Genomic DNA, 16,541 nt, shown 5'->3' on the forward strand with positions numbered 1-16,541 from the left:
CGGGAGAGGAACCGGACATGACCGGACCGCCCCCCACTCCCGCCGACCCGTCGTTCCGGGCCCGCTCGCCGGCCCGGCCGCCGGGGGACCGGCCAGGTGGGCGTCGCCCGTCTCCCGTCCGGCACCGAGTACCACTGCCGCGTGACGGCGGAGTCGCCGGCCCGAAGGCGGTGTTCGTGCACGCCCCGCGGGGACGTCCCTGTGGTCGAAGAACCTGCACCCGCACGCCCGCTGAACACGGTCGGCTACGCTCACGCGCACCGACCCCGAACCGCACCAAGGAGAAACACCGTCGTGACTGAACGCACGCTGGTCCTCGTCAAGCCCGATGGCGTCGCGCGCGGCCTCGTCGGCGAGGTCGTCTCGCGCATCGAGCGCAAGGGCCTGAAGCTCGCCGCCCTCGAGCTGCGGACCGTTCCGCAGGCGCTGGCCGAGGAGCACTACGCCGAGCACAAGGAGCGTTCGTTCTTCGGCGACCTGCTGGAGTTCATCACGTCGGGCCCGCTGGTCGCGCTCGCCGTCGAGGGACCGCGCGCCATCGCCGCGTTCCGCCAGCTCGCCGGCGGCACCGACCCGGTCGAGAAGGCCACCCCGGGCACCATCCGCGGCGACTTCGCGCTGGAGACCCAGTACAACCTGGTCCACGGCTCGGACTCGCCGGAGTCGGCCGAGCGCGAGCTGAAGCTCTGGTTCCCCGACCTGTGACCGGCGCCGGGGCCGCGCCCGCGCGTGGCCCCGGTTCTCCCCAGGAGCACCCGTGACGACGATGCCGTTCCCGGCCCGCGAATACCTGCCGGTCCTGCGTGAGCTGACCGGTGCCTTCGCCCGGCAGCTGCGGACGGCCGACCCGGCCGCGAAGGTCCCCGACTGCGGCGACTGGACCCTGGCCGACCTCGGCACGCACCTCGGGAACGTCCACCGCTGGGCCGCCGCGGTCGTCGCCACCGGCGAAGTCCAGAAGCAGGACTTCGCGCAGGGTCCCGGCGCCGACCTGGCGTCCTGGTACGCCGAAAGCGCCGGGCTGCTGATCGACGCGCTCGAAGCGGCCACCCCCGAAGACCGGTGCTGGCACTTCGGCGGCACCGAGAAGACCAAGGCGTTCTGGTTCCGCCGCCAGGTCCACGAAACGGCCGTCCACCTCGCCGATTCGGGCAGCGACCACGTGCTCGACGCGGCCGTGGCCGCCGACGGCGTCGACGAGGTCCTCGGCACCCTCCTGCCGCGCGTGACGCGCTGGCACGCCGTCCCCGAACTGCCCGGGCCGGTTTCCCTGCGGGCCACCGACACCGGCGACGTCTGGACGGTCCACCCCGGTGAGCCGCCCGCGCTCGGCCCGGCCGCCGACGGCGCGACCGTCGAAGCGCCGGCCCGCGATCTGCTGCTGCGGCTGTGGAAGCGCACCGGCCCGGCCCCGCGCGCCGAAGGCGCGGCCGCGGCCGCGTTGCTCCGATCGCCGCTGACGCCCTGAGGGTGTTCTAGACCATTCAGGCGGGGTTCACCGGGAAGTCTTCCCCCGGCCGTGCCACTGCGCTGTGCTGGTCCGGCTCACTCTCACTAGCTCCTGGGGTATCTGGTGAAGAAGTCACCTTTTCTGTTTGGGGGTCCGGGTGGCGGGGCCCCCGGCTCGGGGCGAAGCCCCGGTCGTCACAGCGCAGCGCTGCCGCTTGCCGCTTTGTTCGCGACGGTGTTCGTCGTTCCGGCCCACGCCGACCCGCTCGCGGCGCCGCTCGGCACCGCGCCGGTCGAGGCCGCGCCCGCCGCGTCGTCCGCCCACGAGGGCCCGTCCGCCTTCGCCGCCGCGGACCCCGACGGCGGGCTCGTCACCGGCAGTGCGACCACCGAGGTCGCGCCCGGCCTGGACCTCACCCAGTTCGACCGCTTCGACCCGGCCGGCTGGATCCGCGGCGACACCCTCGCCGTCGACCTCGGCAGCAAGGTCCTGAAGCCGACCTACCTCAGCCCCGGCACGGTTTCCGCGCGCTCGCCGCTTTCGCAGCAGGTCGCGCGCACGGGCGCGGTCGCCGGCGTGAACGGCGACTTCTTCGACATCAACGCCACCGGCGCGCCGATCGGCGTCGGCATCGACGGCGGGCAGCTGCAGACCGCGCCCGCCGCCGGCCACAACTACACGGCCGCGATCACCGACGAAGGCAAGGCGCGGCTCGCGTCGATCTTCCTCGAAGCCACCGTGACGCTCCCCGGTGGCGCGGTGGAGGCGACGAACTTCAACAGCCCGGTCCTCGACGCGAACGCGATCGGCGTCTACACGCCGTTGTGGGGTGCCTCGGGTCGCGCGACCTCGGTGGCCGGCGCGTCCCGGGTGCGCGAAGTCGAGCTCCGCGACGGCGTCGTGACCGCGGTGCGCGACCAGCCCGCGGCCGGTCCGATCGCGGCCGGCACGACGCTCCTGCTGGCTCGCGAAGCCGGGGCGGACGCGCTCGCCGCGCTGAAGCCCGGCGACCCGGTGGGTGTCACGTACGCGCCGCGCACGGACGCGGGCAAGATCGCGGTCGCCGTGGGCGGCAACGAAGTCCTGCTCCACGACGGCGTCGTGCAGCCCGTCGACAACGTGGCCATGCACCCGCGGACCGCGGTCGGCTTCTCCGCCGACGGCCGGAAGATGTGGCTGGCCACGGTGGACGGCCGCCAGGCCGACAGCCGCGGGATGACCGAGCTGGAGCTGGCCCGGCACATGAAGAGCCTGGGCGCCGACGACGCGATCAACCTCGACGGCGGCGGTTCCTCGACGCTGCTCGCACGCAACGAGGGCGAAGCGGCGCCGAGCGTCCGGAACTCGCCGTCCGACGGCGGGGAACGCCTGGTGCCCAACGGGATCGGCTTCGCGACGGTGCCGGGCAGCGGCAAGCTCACCGGCTTCGCGCCGGCGCCCGCCGTGGCGACCGACGACGCGAAGCGGGTGCTGACCGGCCTGACCCGCCACCTGGTCGCCGACGGCCACGACGAGACCGGCGCCGCGGTCGCCGCCGACCCGCGTTGGACGACGTCCGACCTCCGGCGGGCCACCGCGACCCGCGGGGTCGTCACCGGGCACGGCGTGGGAGACGTCGACGTCCTCGCGCGCTCGGGCCGCGCGACGGGGAAGACGACGCTTTCGGTGCTGGGCAAGCCGGTCCGGCTCGGCACGAGCACCGAGCAGGTCGCGCTGTCCGGCGCGGGCGCCACGAGCACGTTCAAGGTCTACGGCTACGACGCGGACGGCTACGGCACCTGGCTGGAGCCCGACGACGTCAAGCTGGACTACGACCACGCCGTCGTGCGGGTCGAGCCGTCCGGTGACGGCTACCGGGTGACTGCGCTGACGGCGTCCGGCGCTTCCGCGATCACCGCGTCGGCCGCCGGGCTGACCACCCACCTGGCCGCGTCCGTGGGCACGGTGCCGCAGGTCGCGTCCCCGTTGGACGGTCCGGCCGGCTGGACGGCGACGGTGTACCCGGCAGTCGTGGGCGCGGCGCTGTCCGCGGCCCCCGGGCGGGACGGCGGCCAGGGCCTCGCGCTCGACTACCGGCTGACCGGCACGACCGCGACGCGCGCCGCCTACGTGACGCCGTCCTCGCCGCTGCCCGTGCCGTCCGGCACCCAGAAGATCGGGCTGTGGGTGAACGGCGACGGGAAGGGCGCGTGGCTGCGGGCGGAACTCCGCGACGCCGCGAACGTCGCGTCCATTGTGGACCTTTCGCTGAGCGTCGACTGGACCGGCTGGCGGTACGTCACCGCCGCGGTCCCGGCGGGGCTGCCCGACGGCCAGCGCCTGGCGCGCTTCTACGCCGTCGAGAACGTGCCGGACCAGCAGTACGAAGGCCGGCTGGTGTTCGACGACCTGACGTTCGAGGTGGCGCCGACCGCGACCGTGCCCGCCGACCCGCAGCCGCACGACCCGGCGCTGGTCACCGACGGCACGCTCACCGGCGGCCTGCGCGTCGCGGTCGTCAGCGACGCGCAGTTCACCGCGGACGACCCGGCCGGACCGCTCGTGGCGCAGGCCCGGCGGGCCCTCCGCGAAGCCGTCGCGGCGAAACCGGACCTGGTGCTGATCAACGGCGACTTCGTCGACCGCGGCACGGCACCCGACTTCGTGCTCGCTCGCCAGGTCATCACCGAAGAGCTGGACGGCAAGGTGCCCTGGTACTACGTGCCGGGCAACCACGAGGCCGAGGGCGGCAACGGGCTCGCAAACTTCCAGGCCGCCTTCGGCGTCACGCACCAGGTCGTCGACGTGCACGGCATCCGCCTGGTGCTGATGGACTCCTCGCGCGGATCGCTGCGGGCGGGCGGGTTCGACCAGATCCGGATGCTGCGCGGGGCACTGGATTCCGCGGCCGCCGACCGGTCGATCCGCGGGGTCGTCGTCGCGATGCACCACCCGGTGAAGGACCCGAGCCCGACCGGGAACTCCCAGCTGGGGGACCGGAAGGAAGCCACGCTCCTGACCCGGTGGCTCACCGGGTTCGAGCAGGCGTCCGGCAAACCGGCCGCTTCGGTGGCTTCGCACGCCGGGGTGTTCTCGCTGTCCCGGGTGGACGGTGTGCCCTACCTGGTCAACGGCAACTCCGGCAAGGCACCCGCGGCCGCACCCGGCGACGGCGGGTTCGTCGGCTGGACGCTGCTGCGCGCCGACCCGGCCGACCGCGCCCAGCCGGTGCGGTTCGAGACGCGGCCGAACGTCGACTCGCTTTCCCTGGCCGGGCCGTCCTCCCTGGCGCGCGGCGAACGCGCGGTCGTCCGGGCCACGGTCCGGCAGGGCACCCGGGACGTGCCGGTGACGTACCCGGTGAGCGCGGACTGGACGACCTCCTGGGGCGGCGTCGTCGCGTTCGACCCCGCGTCCGGGGTCCTGACGGCGCTGCGGCCGGGTGTCGCGCGGGTGTCGGTCACGGTCAACGGGGTGACGCAGTCGCTGGTCGTGACCGTGCGCGGCTAAACCGTTCGGTTTTTGTCGGTGCCCGCTCGTATGGTCGGGGTGTGGACGATGTGGAGGACCGGGAACCGGCCCTGGTGCAGGCCAAGGCCCTGGTGAAGCGCTTCGGCGAGTTCGAGGCCGTGCGCGGGATCGACGTCGAGGTGCGGCGCGGGGAGGCGTTCGGCTTCCTCGGCCCGAACGGCGCGGGCAAGTCGTCGACGATGCGCATGATCGCGTGCGTGTCGCCGCGCACCGACGGCGATCTTCGCGTGCTCGGGCTGGACCCGGAGCTCGCCGGGCCGCGGATCCGCGCGCGCCTCGGCGTGGTGCCGCAGCTGGACAACCTGGACGTCGAGCTGACGGTCCGGGAGAACCTGCTGATCTACGGCCGCTACTTCGGCCTGTCCCGGGCGGCGGCCCGGCGCAAGGCGGGGGAGCTGCTGGAGTTCGCGCAGCTGGGCGACCGGGCCGACGACAAGGTCGACCCGCTCTCGGGCGGCATGAAACGCCGGCTGACGATCGCGCGGTCCCTGGTCAACGACCCGGAGCTGCTCCTGCTCGACGAGCCGACGACGGGCCTCGACCCGCAGGCCCGCCACCTGCTGTGGGACCGCCTGTTCCGGCTCAAGGAGCAGGGAACGACGCTGATCGTCACGACGCACTACATGGACGAGGCGGAGCAGCTGTGCGACCGCCTGGTGGTGATGGACCACGGCCGGATCGCGGCCGAGGGCTCGCCGTCGGAGCTGATCAGGAAGTACTCGACGCGCGAGGTGGTCGAGCTGCGCTTCCCGACGGGCCAGCAGGTCGCGGCGGCCCAGCAGGTGGAGGGGCTGGCCGAGCGCGTCGAGGTGCTCCCGGACCGGGTGCTGCTCTACAGCGACGACGGCGAGACGACGCTGGAGCACGCGCACCAGCGCGGAGTGCGCCCCCTGTCGAGTCTGGTGCGCCGGAGTTCCCTGGAGGACGTGTTCTTGAGGCTGACCGGCCGGACGCTGGTGGACTGATGGGTATTCGCTTCGCCGCCGGTCTCCGCACCTCTCCGCCTCCGCCTGCGACGGGCGGTCTGGCTTGCCCGCGGCCCCGGTCCGCGGCGGCTCGCCCAGACAACAGCCCGCGCCCACCTGCTCGCCCGGCCGCGGGTACCGGCCGGGCTGCGTTGGGCGGCCTTTTGGGGTCGTCTGCGGCTGCGTGTGGCGGTTTCCCGGCCGCGGGTATCGGCCGGGCTGCCGTGGGCGGCCTTTCGGGGCCGTCTGCGGCCACCTGCGGCGGTTTCCTGGCCGCGGGTACTGGCCGGGCTGCGTTGGGTGGCCTTTTGGGGCCGTCTGCGGCCACCTGCGGCGGTTTCCCGCCCGCGGCCACTGGCCGGGCTGCCCTGGGCCACCTCTCGTGGCCGTCCGCGGCCGCCTGCCCGGCCGTTCGCGGCGGTTTTCCACCGGCAGCCACCCACCGCGAGCGGAGGCGGCCATGACCACCATCGAGCCCACCGGCCGGGTGGTCGGCAAGTGGCACGGCGCCTGGCTGCGCGTCGAGGGGTACTGGACCTGGTACCGCCGCCACTGGCTGTCCACTTTGTACTCCACCGGGCTGCAGCCGGTGCTCTTCCTCGCCGCCATGGGGCTCGGTTTCGGCTCGCAGGTGCGGCCCGGCGCCGTCACCGGCGGGCTCTCCTACCTGCAGTACATCGCGCCCGCGCTGCTCGCCGCCGGGGCCGCGCAGCAGGCCGTCGGCGAGTCCAGCTACCCCGTGCTTTCCGGCTTCAAGTGGCAGAAGGACTACCTGGCGGTCACGGCCACGCCCGTCTCCCCGGGCCAGGTCTTCGGCGGCCACCTGATCTGGTCGGCCCTGCGCCTGACCCTCGCCGGCGCGATCTACGCCTTCGTCGCGCTGTTCTTCGGCGCCTGGACCGGGCCCGGGGTGCTGCTGGTCATCCTCGCCGGCACGGTCACCGGGCTCGCCTGCACCACACCGGTCGCCGCGCTGGCGGCGCACACCTTCGACGAAGGGCAGCGGTTCGGCGTCATCTTCCGGTTCGTCGTGATCCCGATGACGTTGTTCTCCGGCACGTTCTTCCCGATCTCGCAGCTGCCGGGCGCGATCCGCTGGCTGGCCTGGCTTTCCCCGCTGTGGCACGGCACGCAGCTGGCCCGCGGCGTCAGCATCGGCGGGGTCGGCGGCTGGGCGGTGCTCGGTCACTTCGCCGTGCTCGCGGCGTTGTTCGCGGCCGGGTGGGCCGTGGCGCACCGGGCCTTCTACCGGAGGCTGGTGGTCTGATGGTGAGCGTCCAGGCCCCGCCGCGGCGGCGCGGGCTGCTGCTGCGGATCCTCCCGCCCGGGCTGTACGCGGGCCGCGCGCGCATGCTCGTCGAGCGCGCGGCCATGGTGTACCGGAACAGCTGGCTGATCTTCCTCTCCGGCGCGGTCGAGCCGTTCCTCTACCTGCTGGCGTTCCAGCTGGGCTTCGGCAAGCTGGTCACCGAGGTGACCGGGCCCGACGGCCGGCCGATGAGCTACGTCGCGTTCGTGGCGCCGGCCCTGCTGGCCACGTCGGCGATGAACGGCGCGGTGTTCGAATCCACGTACAACCTGTTCTTCAAGCTGCGCTACGCGAAGCTGTACGACGCGATGCTGGCGACACCCATCGGCCCGCTGGACGTGGCACTGGGCGAAATCGGCTGGGCGATCACGCGCGGCGGGGTCTACGCGGTGGCGTTCCTGGCGATCGCGGCGGCGATGGGCCTGCTGGCGTCGTGGTGGGCGCTGCTGATGGTCCCGGCGGCGCTCCTGGTCGGGCTGGCGTTTTCGGCGATCAGCATGGCGCTGGTGACGTTCCTGCGCTCGACCGCCCAGTTCGACTACATCCAGCTCGTGCTGACCCCGATGTTCCTGTTCGCGACGACGTTCTTCCCGCTGTCGGTGTACTCGGAGCCGCTGCAGTGGGTGGTCCGCTGCCTCCCGCTCTACCACGCGATCGAGCTGATGCGCGGCCTCGCGACGGGCGTCCTGTCGGGCAGCATGCTGGTCAACCTGGCTTACCTGCTGGTGCTGGGCGGCGTCGGCCTCTGGGCGTCGACGAGGAGGATCGCCAAGCTCCTGCTGACGTGAGCGGTCACCGGGCCGGGTCGGGCCGTCCCGTCGGCGCGACGGCGGCCAGCGCGTCCACCATCCCGTGGCCGTAGAACCCGTTGTAGCCCTCGTACCCGGCGCAGTAGGCGTCCTGGGTGCCGTCGCCGGTGAGGTCGTAGTCGGCCGGGCAGGCCATCGGCGTCGCCTCGGCGTCGAGGGTCCGCCGCAGCTGCCGCGGCCCGGCCGAGCGGTTCGCGGACGCCAGCAGCGCCAGCACGCCGGTCGCGTGCGGCGCCGCCATCGACGTCCCGCACAGCGGCGCGTACCCGCCGGGCACGGTCGAGAGCACGCACTCGCCGGTCTCGCCGCCCGGCGCCGTGACGTCGATCACGCCCAGGCCGTACGAGCTGTAGCCCGCCTTCACCCGGTCCGGGCCCACGGCCGACACCGCGACGACGTCCCGCAGCGCCGCCGGGAGGGCTTCGCAGCCGGACCCCGCCGCGGGCGAACCCGACCGCGCCGACGGTGTCAGGTCGACGGCCTCGTTGGTCGCCGCCGCGACGTTCAGCGTGCCCGCCGACGTGCTGTATTCCACCGCGCGCGCCAGCGCCTCGTGCACCACGCCGCGGTCGTTGCCGCGGATGCACGAGAGCGTCCACGGGTTCACGAAGTAGCTGCTGTTCGTCAGCCGCATGTGCCGTGACGCGGCCCACATCAGCCCGCACACCGCGGCCTCCGGGTCGGCGTAGCCACGGTCGTCGATCACCTTCACCGACGCCACGCGCACCCCAGGCGCCACACCCGTCACGCCCCGCCCGTCGTCGGCCGCCGCGATGATCCCCGCCACGTGCGTGCCGTGCACCGACGTCGTCGGCTTCCAGGCCGATTCGGACTGGTCCGGCGCGCCGGACAGGCAGCCGGCGGAGTCGTCGCGGTCGAGGGCGGCGCCGAGGTCGGGGTGGTCGGGGTCGATCCCGGAGTCGAGCACGCCGACGACGACGTCACGGCTGCCTTCCTGGCCGCCGCGCGCCCCGCCCGCGTTGATCATCTTCATGTCCCACTGCCGGTCGGTCAGGTCCGCCGTGGGAACGCGCGCCGGGTCGGTCGCGGGCAGCGTCGCCCGTGCGGGCTGCGGTTTCACCGGTTCGGTGACGCGCTGGGCGGCCAGCCGCTCGGCCTGCGCGCTGAACGCCCGGTCGAGCCCCATCCGCCCGCCGAAGTCCGGGTCGGCGGAGGTGGCGACCGCGACGGCGATCTGCGGGTAGTAGACAGTGGTGGCGCCGCACGCCCCGGTGATCTGGGCACGGGCCGCCGCGTCGGGGGTGCCCCGGTCGAAGGTGACGACGTAACGCAGGTTCCGGGCGTGGCCGCAGGCGGGCGCGTCGGCCGCCGCAGGACCGGCGGTGACGCATCCCGAAAGCACCAGGACGGTGCACACGGCCGCCCGCAGGGGCCGCGCCAGCAGGGACACCGGACCTCCCACCGGATGCAGGAACCGCGGGTGCCGGCGCGCGAGAACCCGGTCACCCCGAGCCGCACGGTAGCCACCCCGTGCCCGGCGGACAAGCGGTACGGCCAAGTTCGCCCGGCCGGTGGGCCCCGGAGGGGTGGCCCGGCGCGCCCGGCGGCGTGGGCGGAGGTACCGAGTACGCGTGTGCGGTCACCCGGTGTGGGATACTCGGGGTGGCCGCTGGGTCGCGGGGCGCACGTGAGAGGTGCTGCCTGCGGTGTTGCGGCCCGGCGGAGTGCATGAACTCCCGCGACGCGCGTCGCCGCCCAGGAAACCGGGCGGCTGGACGACGTGGCGGGCGGCCCGGGGGCCGCGAGTGCGTCACGCACGTCGCCGAGCAGACCTTTGACGGGGTTGCGCGCTTCCGGGAACCGGGGGTGCGGCGCCCGGTCGTCGGGCAAGGATTCCCGTCGCTGGTGACCACCACGGCGGAACGAACAGAAAGGGGCCCCTGCGCGGCCGCGTCCCTGCCGGTGCGAACCGGCAGACGCGCCCGGGGGCGGAGGAGACACATGTCGAACGCGGAAACACCCGCCGAGCACAGCGGCGGGAACCCCGCCACACCCACGAGCGGCCCGCTGGCCGACCTGCCCGCCCGGATCCGGGTGCACGCGCTGGCCAAGCTGCTCGAGTCGCACAGCCGGGACGTCCTCGCGAAGCTCGAAGAGCTGGGCGAAAGCGTGCGCAGCGCGCAGTCGAGCGTGACCAGGGAAGTGGCGCTGAAGGTCGCCGAGGTGCTGTCCGGGGGCGGGACTGAGGTGCCGTCCGAAGGTGCAGCTGAGGTGCCGTCCGAAGGTGCAGCGGCTGCTCAGGCTGCTGACCAGACAGCCTCTGCTCAGCCTTCCGGTGAGGCAGCGGCTGCTCAGGCTTCCGGCCGGGAAGCCGCAGCTCAGGCTGCCCCCGCCGAGGCCGCGCAGCCGGCCGCCGAGGCTCCGGCCGAGAAGCCGCGTCCGCGGCAGAAGACCCGCGCGCACCTGCCGGTGTTCGCCGCGCCGTCGCCGGTCTTCCTGCCGCCGGAGCCGGCCGAACCCGCGGCGCGCCCGGCCCGCAAGCCGGTCGACCCGTTCGCGGAGCCGGAGCCCCGCCCGGAGACGAAGGCCCGCCCGGAGCCCGAGGCCGAAGAGGAGGCCGAGGACACCACCGCGGCCGCCGACACCGGCGATGACGACGGCGAGGACGGCGGCAGCCGCCGCCGGCGCCGCCGCGGCCGTCGCGGCCGGGGCCGGGGCAAGGGCGCCGACGGCGCCGACGAGTCCACCGAGAACGAGGACGGCCAGGCCGAAGAGCCGCGCCGCAGGTCCCGCGCCAACGGGGACGAAAAGCCCGAAGCGGACGCCGAAGAGACCGAAGAGGCCAGTGCGTCGTCAGAGGCCGAAAACGACTCCGACGAGGGCGAAGGCGGCAGCAAGCGCCGTCGCCGCCGCCGTCGCCGCAAGGGCTCGGACGGCGACGACGCCGAAGGCACCGACGACCCGCCCAACACCGTCACGCACGTCCGCCAGGCCAAGGCCGAGCAGGCCGAGCGCCCGGCGCGTGACGAGGTCCGCAGCGTCCGCGGCTCGACGCGCCTGGAGGCCAAGCGCCAGCGCCGCCGCGACGGCCGTGAGGCGGGCCGCCGCCGCGCCCCGATCCTGTCCGAGGCCGAGTTCCTCGCCCGCCGCGAGTCGGTCGAGCGCACGATGGTCGTCGCCGAGCACGGCGACTCCACGCAGATCGCGGTGCTCGAGGACGGCGTGCTGGTCGAGCACTTCGTGACGCAGTCGGGCTCCGGCTCGATCGTCGGCAACGTCTACCTCGGCCGCGTCCAGAACGTGCTGCCCTCCATGGAGGCCGCGTTCATCGACATCGGCCGCGGCCGCAACGCCGTGCTCTACGCCGGCGAGGTCGACTGGGACGCCGCCGGCCTGGAGGGCAAGGCCCGCAAGATCGAGCAAGCGCTGTCCACCGGCGACTCCGTGCTGGTCCAGGTCACCAAGGACCCGGTCGGGCACAAGGGCGCCCGGCTGACCACGCAGATCTCCCTGCCCGGCCGCTTCCTCGTCTACGTGCCCGCGGGCGGCGCCACCGGCATCTCCCGCAAGCTGCCGGAGAACGAGCGCCGCCGGCTCAAGGACATCCTCAAGCGGATCGTCCCGGAGGACGCGGGCGTCATCATCCGCACCGCCTCCGAGGGCATCGGCGAGGAGGAGCTGGGCCGCGACGTCGACCGCCTGAAGGCGCAGTGGGACGTCATCAAGGAGAAGGCCGCCGCCGGTTCCGGCAAGAAGGGCGGCGCGCCGACCATGCTCTACGAAGAGCCGGACCTGCTGGTCAAGGTCGTGCGTGACCTCTTCACCGAGGACTTCAGCAAGCTGGAGATCCAGGGCAACCGGTCCTGGGAGACCATCAACGACTACGTCCGGCACGTCGCGCCGGAGCTGACCGAGCGGCTCAAGCGCTACACCGGCACCGGCGACGCGTTCGCCGACCACCGGATCGACGAGCAGATCACCAAGGCCCTCGACCGCAAGGTCTGGCTGCCCAGCGGCGGGTACCTGGTCATCGACCGCACCGAGGCGATGACGGTCATCGACGTCAACACCGGCAAGTTCACCGGATCGGGCGGCAACCTCGAGGAGACGGTGACCCGCAACAACCTGGAGTCGGCGGAGGAGATCGTCCGCCAGCTCCGGCTGCGGGACATCGGCGGCATCATCGTGATCGACTTCATCGACATGGTGCTCGAGTCCAACCGCGAGCTGGTGCTGCGCCGCCTCACCGAGTGCCTCGGCCGCGACCGCACGCGCCACCAGGTCGCCGAGGTCACGTCGCTGGGCCTGGTGCAGATGACGCGCAAGAAGATCGGCACCGGCCTGCTGGAGGCGTTCTCGACGCCGTGCGAGCACTGCAAGGGCCGGGGCGTGATCGTCTCGACCGAGCCGCAGCGCTCGGGTGGCGGCGGTGGGCACACCCACGGCGGGAACGGCAACGGCGGCGGCAACAACGGCGGCGGCGGGGAGAAGAGTTCCCGCCGGTCGCGGGGCCGCGGCAAGGGCGAGGAGCCCGCCAAGGAGCCCGAAGCCGCCAAGGCCGAGGTCCACGCCGTCCCGACGCCGGAGCAGCGCGAGTCGATCGCGTCCGCGGTGGCGGCGATGGCGAACGCCTCGAAGGCCGCCAAGGAGCACGACCACGGCGCCCTGAACGGCAACGGGCCCGCCCCGGAGCCGGGCAAGGAGGTCGCGGACATCCCGGCGACCACCGAGGCCGACGAGACGCCGGTGGCGGCCGAGCCGCCCGCCGAGCCCGCCCAGGAGGTCGCCGGTGTCCCGGTGACGACCGAGGCGGACGAGGCCCCGGTGCCGCAGGAGGAGCCCGCCGTCGAGCAGTCGGCGGCTCCGGAGGCGGAAGCGTCCGTGACCGAGGCGCCGGAACCGGCTCAGCCGGTCGAGGAACCCGAGGTCAGCGTGCCCGAACCGGCCGTGCGCTCCACCCGGCGCCGTCCGCGCCGGGCCGCGTCGCGCCCGGCGGGCCCGCCGGTGCACGCCTCGGACCAGAGCAACTGAACGACTTGGGGACCCCGGTGGTAACGCACCGGGGCACCCCACGTAACCTGTAGTACGGCCTGCCACCAGAGTAGGTCGCTGCGCGAGAACAGGACCGCCTTCCCGGAGGCGGGCCGATCGCGCGGGCCCCCACCCATTGTCGAGTAATGCAGGAGACTTCCGTGTCGGCGTACGCGATCGTCAAGACCGGCGGCAAGCAGTACAAGGTGGCCGTCGGCGACGTCGTCGAGGTCGAGAAGCTCGAGGGCGAGCCGGGCACCGAGCACATCCTCCCCGCCGTGCTGTTCGTGGACGGTGGCGAGGTCACCACGGACGCCGACGCGTTGGCGAAGGTCTCGGTCACCGGCAAGGTCGTCGAGCAGACCAAGGGTCCGAAGATCCGGATCCACAAGTTCAAGAACAAGACGGGCTACCACAAGCGCCAGGGTCACCGGCAGAAGCTGACCCGCGTCGAGGTCACCGCCATCTCCAAGTAAGAACTTTCTCCGGATCTTCGAAGACTGAAAGAGGACTGAGCTATGGCTCACAAGAAGGGTGCGTCCAGCTCCCGCAACGGTCGTGACTCGAACGCGCAGCGCCTCGGCGTCAAGCGCTTCGGCGGCCAGGAAGTCAACGCCGGCGAGATCCTGATCCGTCAGCGCGGCACCAAGTTCCACCCCGGCGTGAACGTCGGCCGTGGCGGCGACGACACGCTGTTCGCCCTGGCCGCCGGTGCGGTCCAGTTCGGCGAGAAGCGTGGCCGCAAGACGGTCAACATCGTGCCGGCCGAGGCCTGAGCCTTCGGTCGTCGTTAGACCTCTGACGAGGGGTGGGACCGGAATATCCGGTGCCACCCCTCGTTTGTTTTGTATATCCCCTTCTCGCGAGTGAAAGAGGCAAGTCATGGCGTCCCGGTTCGTGGACCGCGCGGTGATCCACCTGACGGCCGGTGACGGTGGCAACGGCTGCGCCTCGGTGCACCGCGAGAAGTTCAAGCCGCTCGGCGGCCCGGACGGCGGCAACGGCGGCAACGGCGGCGACGTCCTGCTGGTCGTCGACCCGAACGTGCACACCCTGCTCGACTTCCACTTCCGCCCGCACGCCAAGGCCGGCAGCGGCAAGATGGGCCAGGGCGGCAACCGCGCGGGCGCGGCGGGGGAGACCCTGGTGATGAAGGTGCCGTCGGGCACCGTCGTCTTCACCGAGGACGGCGAGCTGGTCGCCGACCTGATCGGCCCCGGCACCACGTTCGTCGCGGCGCAGGGCGGCCGCGGCGGCCTCGGCAACGCCGCGCTGGCGTCGAAGGCCCGCAAGGCGCCCGGGTTCGCGCTGCTCGGCGAGCCGGGGGAGAGCCGCGACCTGACGCTGGAGCTGCGCTCGGTCGCCGACGTCGGCCTGCTCGGCTTCCCGTCCGCCGGCAAGTCGTCGCTGATCTCGGTGCTGTCCGCGGCCAAGCCGAAGATCGCCGACTACCCGTTCACCACGCTGGTGCCGAACCTCGGCGTCATCACCGGCGGCGAGACGGTGTTCACGATGGCCGACGTGCCCGGCCTGATCCCCGGCGCGTCCGAGGGCAAGGGCCTGGGCCTGGACTTCCTGCGCCACATCGAGCGGTGCGCGGTGCTGGTCCACGTCGTCGACTGCGCCACGCTGGAGCCGGGCCGCGACCCGCTGTCCGATGTGGACGCACTCGAAGAGGAACTTTCCAAGTACACGCCGGGTCTCGGCGGCAAGCTCGAGGAACGGCCGCGCGTGGTCGTGCTCAACAAGATCGACATCCCGGAGGCGGCCGAGCTCGCCGAGTTCGTCCGGCCCGAGCTGGAAGCCCGTGGCCTGCGCGTGTTCGAGGTCTCGACGGCGTCCCGCAAGGGCCTGCGGGAGCTCACGTACGCGCTCGCGGCGGTCGTCGAGGAGTACCGCGAGGCGCAGCCGGTGCTGGAGCCGGAGAAGATCGTGCTGCGGCCGCTCGCGGTCGACGACAGCGGGTTCACGGTCGAGGTCGACCCCGAGGAGGAGGGCGCGTTCATCGTGCGCGGCGCCCGCCCCGAGCGGTGGATCCGCCAGACGAACTTCGGCAACGACGAGGCCGTCGGCTACCTGGCCGACCGGCTGAACCGCCTGGGCGTCGAGGACCAGCTGGCGAAGCTCGGCGCGACGCCGGGCAGCCCGGTCACGATCGGCGACGTCCAGTTCGAGTGGGAGCCGTCGACGCCTTCGGTGGCGGTGCACCTGTCCGGGCGCGGTACGGACGTCCGGCTGGAGCGCACCGAGCGCGTCGGCGCGGCCGAGCGCAAGGAAGCCCGGCGGATCCGGCGCGACGGGACGGACGAGGACGACGACCTGGACCTGGACGCGTGAGCGGCACCCGGGAAGCCATCGCTTCCGCGCGTCGCCTGGTGGTCAAGGTCGGCTCATCGGCCCTGACGACGGCGGGCAGCGGGCTCGACGCGGCGCGCCTGGACGCGCTGGTCGACGCGATCGCGGACCGCGTCGCGCGGGAGACGCAGATCGTGCTGGTCTCGTCCGGGGCGATCGGCGCGGGTCTCGCGCCGCTCTCGCTGGGCAAGCGCCCGCGCGACCTCGCGACCCAGCAGGCGGCGGCGAGCGTCGGCCAGCTGGCGCTCGCGCACGCGTACGCCGAGTCGTTCGGGCGGTACTCGCTGACGGTCGGCCAGGTGCTCATGACCTCCGACGACGTCGTCCGCCGTTCGCACTACCGGAACGCGCAGCGGACGTTCTCGCGGCTGCTGGCGCTCGGCGCGGTCCCGGTGGTCAACGAGAACGACACGGTGGCCACGGAGGAAATCCGCTTCGGCGACAACGACCGCCTGGCGGCGCTGGTGGCCCACCTGATCGGTGCCGACGCACTGGTGCTGCTGTCCGATGTGGACGGTCTCTACGACGGCGACCCCCGCGACGGCGCGACCCGCAAGCTGACCGAGGTCCTCTCGGAGTCCGACGTGGACGGGATCTCGGTCGGCATGTCGAGCTCCGGCCTCGGCACGGGCGGCATGGTCTCGAAGCTGGCGGCCGCCCGCACGGCGGCGGGCGCGGGCATCCCGGTCCTGCTGGCCGCGGCGTCGGAAGCCTCCGCCGCACTGACCACGGCGTCTCCGGGCACGGCATTCGCCCCGGCGGACACCCGCCTGTCGGCCCGCCGCTTCTGGCTGGGCTACGCGGCGGACTCGACGGGCAAGCTCCGTCTCGACGACGGCGCGGTGACGGCGGTGGTCCGCCGCCGCCGCTCCCTCTTGGCGGCAGGCATCACGGGCGTCGAGGGCGAGTTCCAGGCCGGCGACGTGGTCGACCTGGTCGACGCGAAGGACCGCGCGGTAGCCCGCGGCGTAGTGGCGTTCGACGCACCGGAACTCCCGGACCTCATCGGCCGCTCAACGCACGAACTCCCCCCGGAACAACGCCGCGAAGTAGTCCACGCCGACGACCTGGTCCCCCTCCGCCGCTAACCCCCGTGCCCCGCAGGGCATCACCCGCGTCGTCCCTCCAATCACGCGTGATGCCTCTCCAAT

At 73.3% G+C, this 16,541-nt stretch carries 12 protein-coding genes; 11 read left to right on the forward strand and 1 reads right to left on the reverse strand.

The window, feature by feature from the left end; genetic code table 11:
* Positions 1 to 294 precede the first annotated feature (294 nt).
* From ndk to ACWEN0_RS25975, 6 genes are all read left to right on the forward strand, one after another.
* Positions 295 to 705, forward strand: a complete 411-nt coding sequence (ndk, locus tag ACWEN0_RS25950) for a nucleoside-diphosphate kinase (RefSeq protein ID WP_176171787.1) — start codon at positions 295 to 297, stop codon at positions 703 to 705.
* 52 nt (positions 706 to 757) lie between these two features.
* The gene (locus ACWEN0_RS25955; RefSeq protein ID WP_451978519.1) at positions 758 to 1,468 is read left to right on the forward strand and encodes a maleylpyruvate isomerase family mycothiol-dependent enzyme; all 711 of its coding nucleotides are present in this window, start codon (positions 758 to 760) and stop codon (positions 1,466 to 1,468) included.
* 189 nt (positions 1,469 to 1,657) lie between these two features.
* The gene (locus ACWEN0_RS25960; RefSeq protein WP_451979037.1) at positions 1,658 to 4,939 is read left to right on the forward strand and encodes a phosphodiester glycosidase family protein; all 3,282 of its coding nucleotides are present in this window, start codon (positions 1,658 to 1,660) and stop codon (positions 4,937 to 4,939) included.
* Positions 4,940 to 4,980: 41 nt separating this feature from the next.
* Entirely contained in the window at positions 4,981 to 5,925 is a 945-nt protein-coding gene (locus ACWEN0_RS25965; RefSeq protein ID WP_451978522.1) for an ABC transporter ATP-binding protein, read from the forward strand.
* Positions 5,926 to 6,385: 460 nt separating this feature from the next.
* Positions 6,386 to 7,192 carry an ABC transporter permease gene (locus ACWEN0_RS25970; RefSeq protein WP_451978525.1) on the forward strand — a complete coding sequence of 269 codons (807 nt, stop codon included), beginning with the start codon at positions 6,386 to 6,388 and terminating at the stop codon, positions 7,190 to 7,192.
* The gene (locus ACWEN0_RS25975; protein ID WP_451978528.1) at positions 7,192 to 8,022 is read left to right on the forward strand and encodes an ABC transporter permease; all 831 of its coding nucleotides are present in this window, start codon (positions 7,192 to 7,194) and stop codon (positions 8,020 to 8,022) included. Before ACWEN0_RS25970 ends, ACWEN0_RS25975 begins: the two co-directional genes overlap by 1 nt.
* Positions 8,023 to 8,026: 4 nt before the next feature.
* Here the strand turns inward: ACWEN0_RS25975 and ACWEN0_RS25980 are convergent, their stop codons facing one another.
* Positions 8,027 to 9,454, reverse strand: coding sequence for a S8 family peptidase (locus ACWEN0_RS25980; RefSeq protein ID WP_451978531.1), 1,428 nt, complete (start codon positions 9,452 to 9,454; stop codon positions 8,027 to 8,029).
* Positions 9,455 to 10,005: 551 nt separating this feature from the next.
* On the opposite strand from ACWEN0_RS25980, the gene ACWEN0_RS25985 reads away from it, so the two are divergent.
* From ACWEN0_RS25985 to proB, 5 genes are all read left to right on the forward strand, one after another.
* A complete protein-coding gene (locus ACWEN0_RS25985; protein WP_451978534.1) occupies positions 10,006 to 13,035 on the forward strand; it encodes a translation initiation factor IF-2 N-terminal domain-containing protein in 3,030 nt (1,009 codons plus the stop codon).
* Positions 13,036 to 13,196: 161 nt separating this feature from the next.
* Positions 13,197 to 13,511 carry a 50S ribosomal protein L21 gene (gene rplU / locus ACWEN0_RS25990; RefSeq protein WP_086858022.1) on the forward strand — a complete coding sequence of 105 codons (315 nt, stop codon included), beginning with the start codon at positions 13,197 to 13,199 and terminating at the stop codon, positions 13,509 to 13,511.
* Positions 13,512 to 13,553: 42 nt separating this feature from the next.
* A complete protein-coding gene (gene rpmA, locus ACWEN0_RS25995; RefSeq protein WP_160696238.1) occupies positions 13,554 to 13,811 on the forward strand; it encodes a 50S ribosomal protein L27 in 258 nt (85 codons plus the stop codon).
* 106 nt (positions 13,812 to 13,917) lie between these two features.
* On the forward strand, positions 13,918 to 15,372 hold the full coding sequence (gene obgE / locus ACWEN0_RS26000) for a GTPase ObgE (RefSeq protein WP_451978537.1): 1,455 nt from the start codon (positions 13,918 to 13,920) through the stop codon (positions 15,370 to 15,372).
* Positions 15,369 to 16,478, forward strand: coding sequence for a glutamate 5-kinase (gene proB / locus ACWEN0_RS26005; RefSeq protein ID WP_451978540.1), 1,110 nt, complete (start codon positions 15,369 to 15,371; stop codon positions 16,476 to 16,478). The genes obgE and proB overlap by 4 nt, the downstream gene beginning before the upstream one ends.
* Positions 16,479 to 16,541 lie beyond the last annotated feature (63 nt).

Source organism: Amycolatopsis sp. NPDC004378, assembly GCF_053602455.1.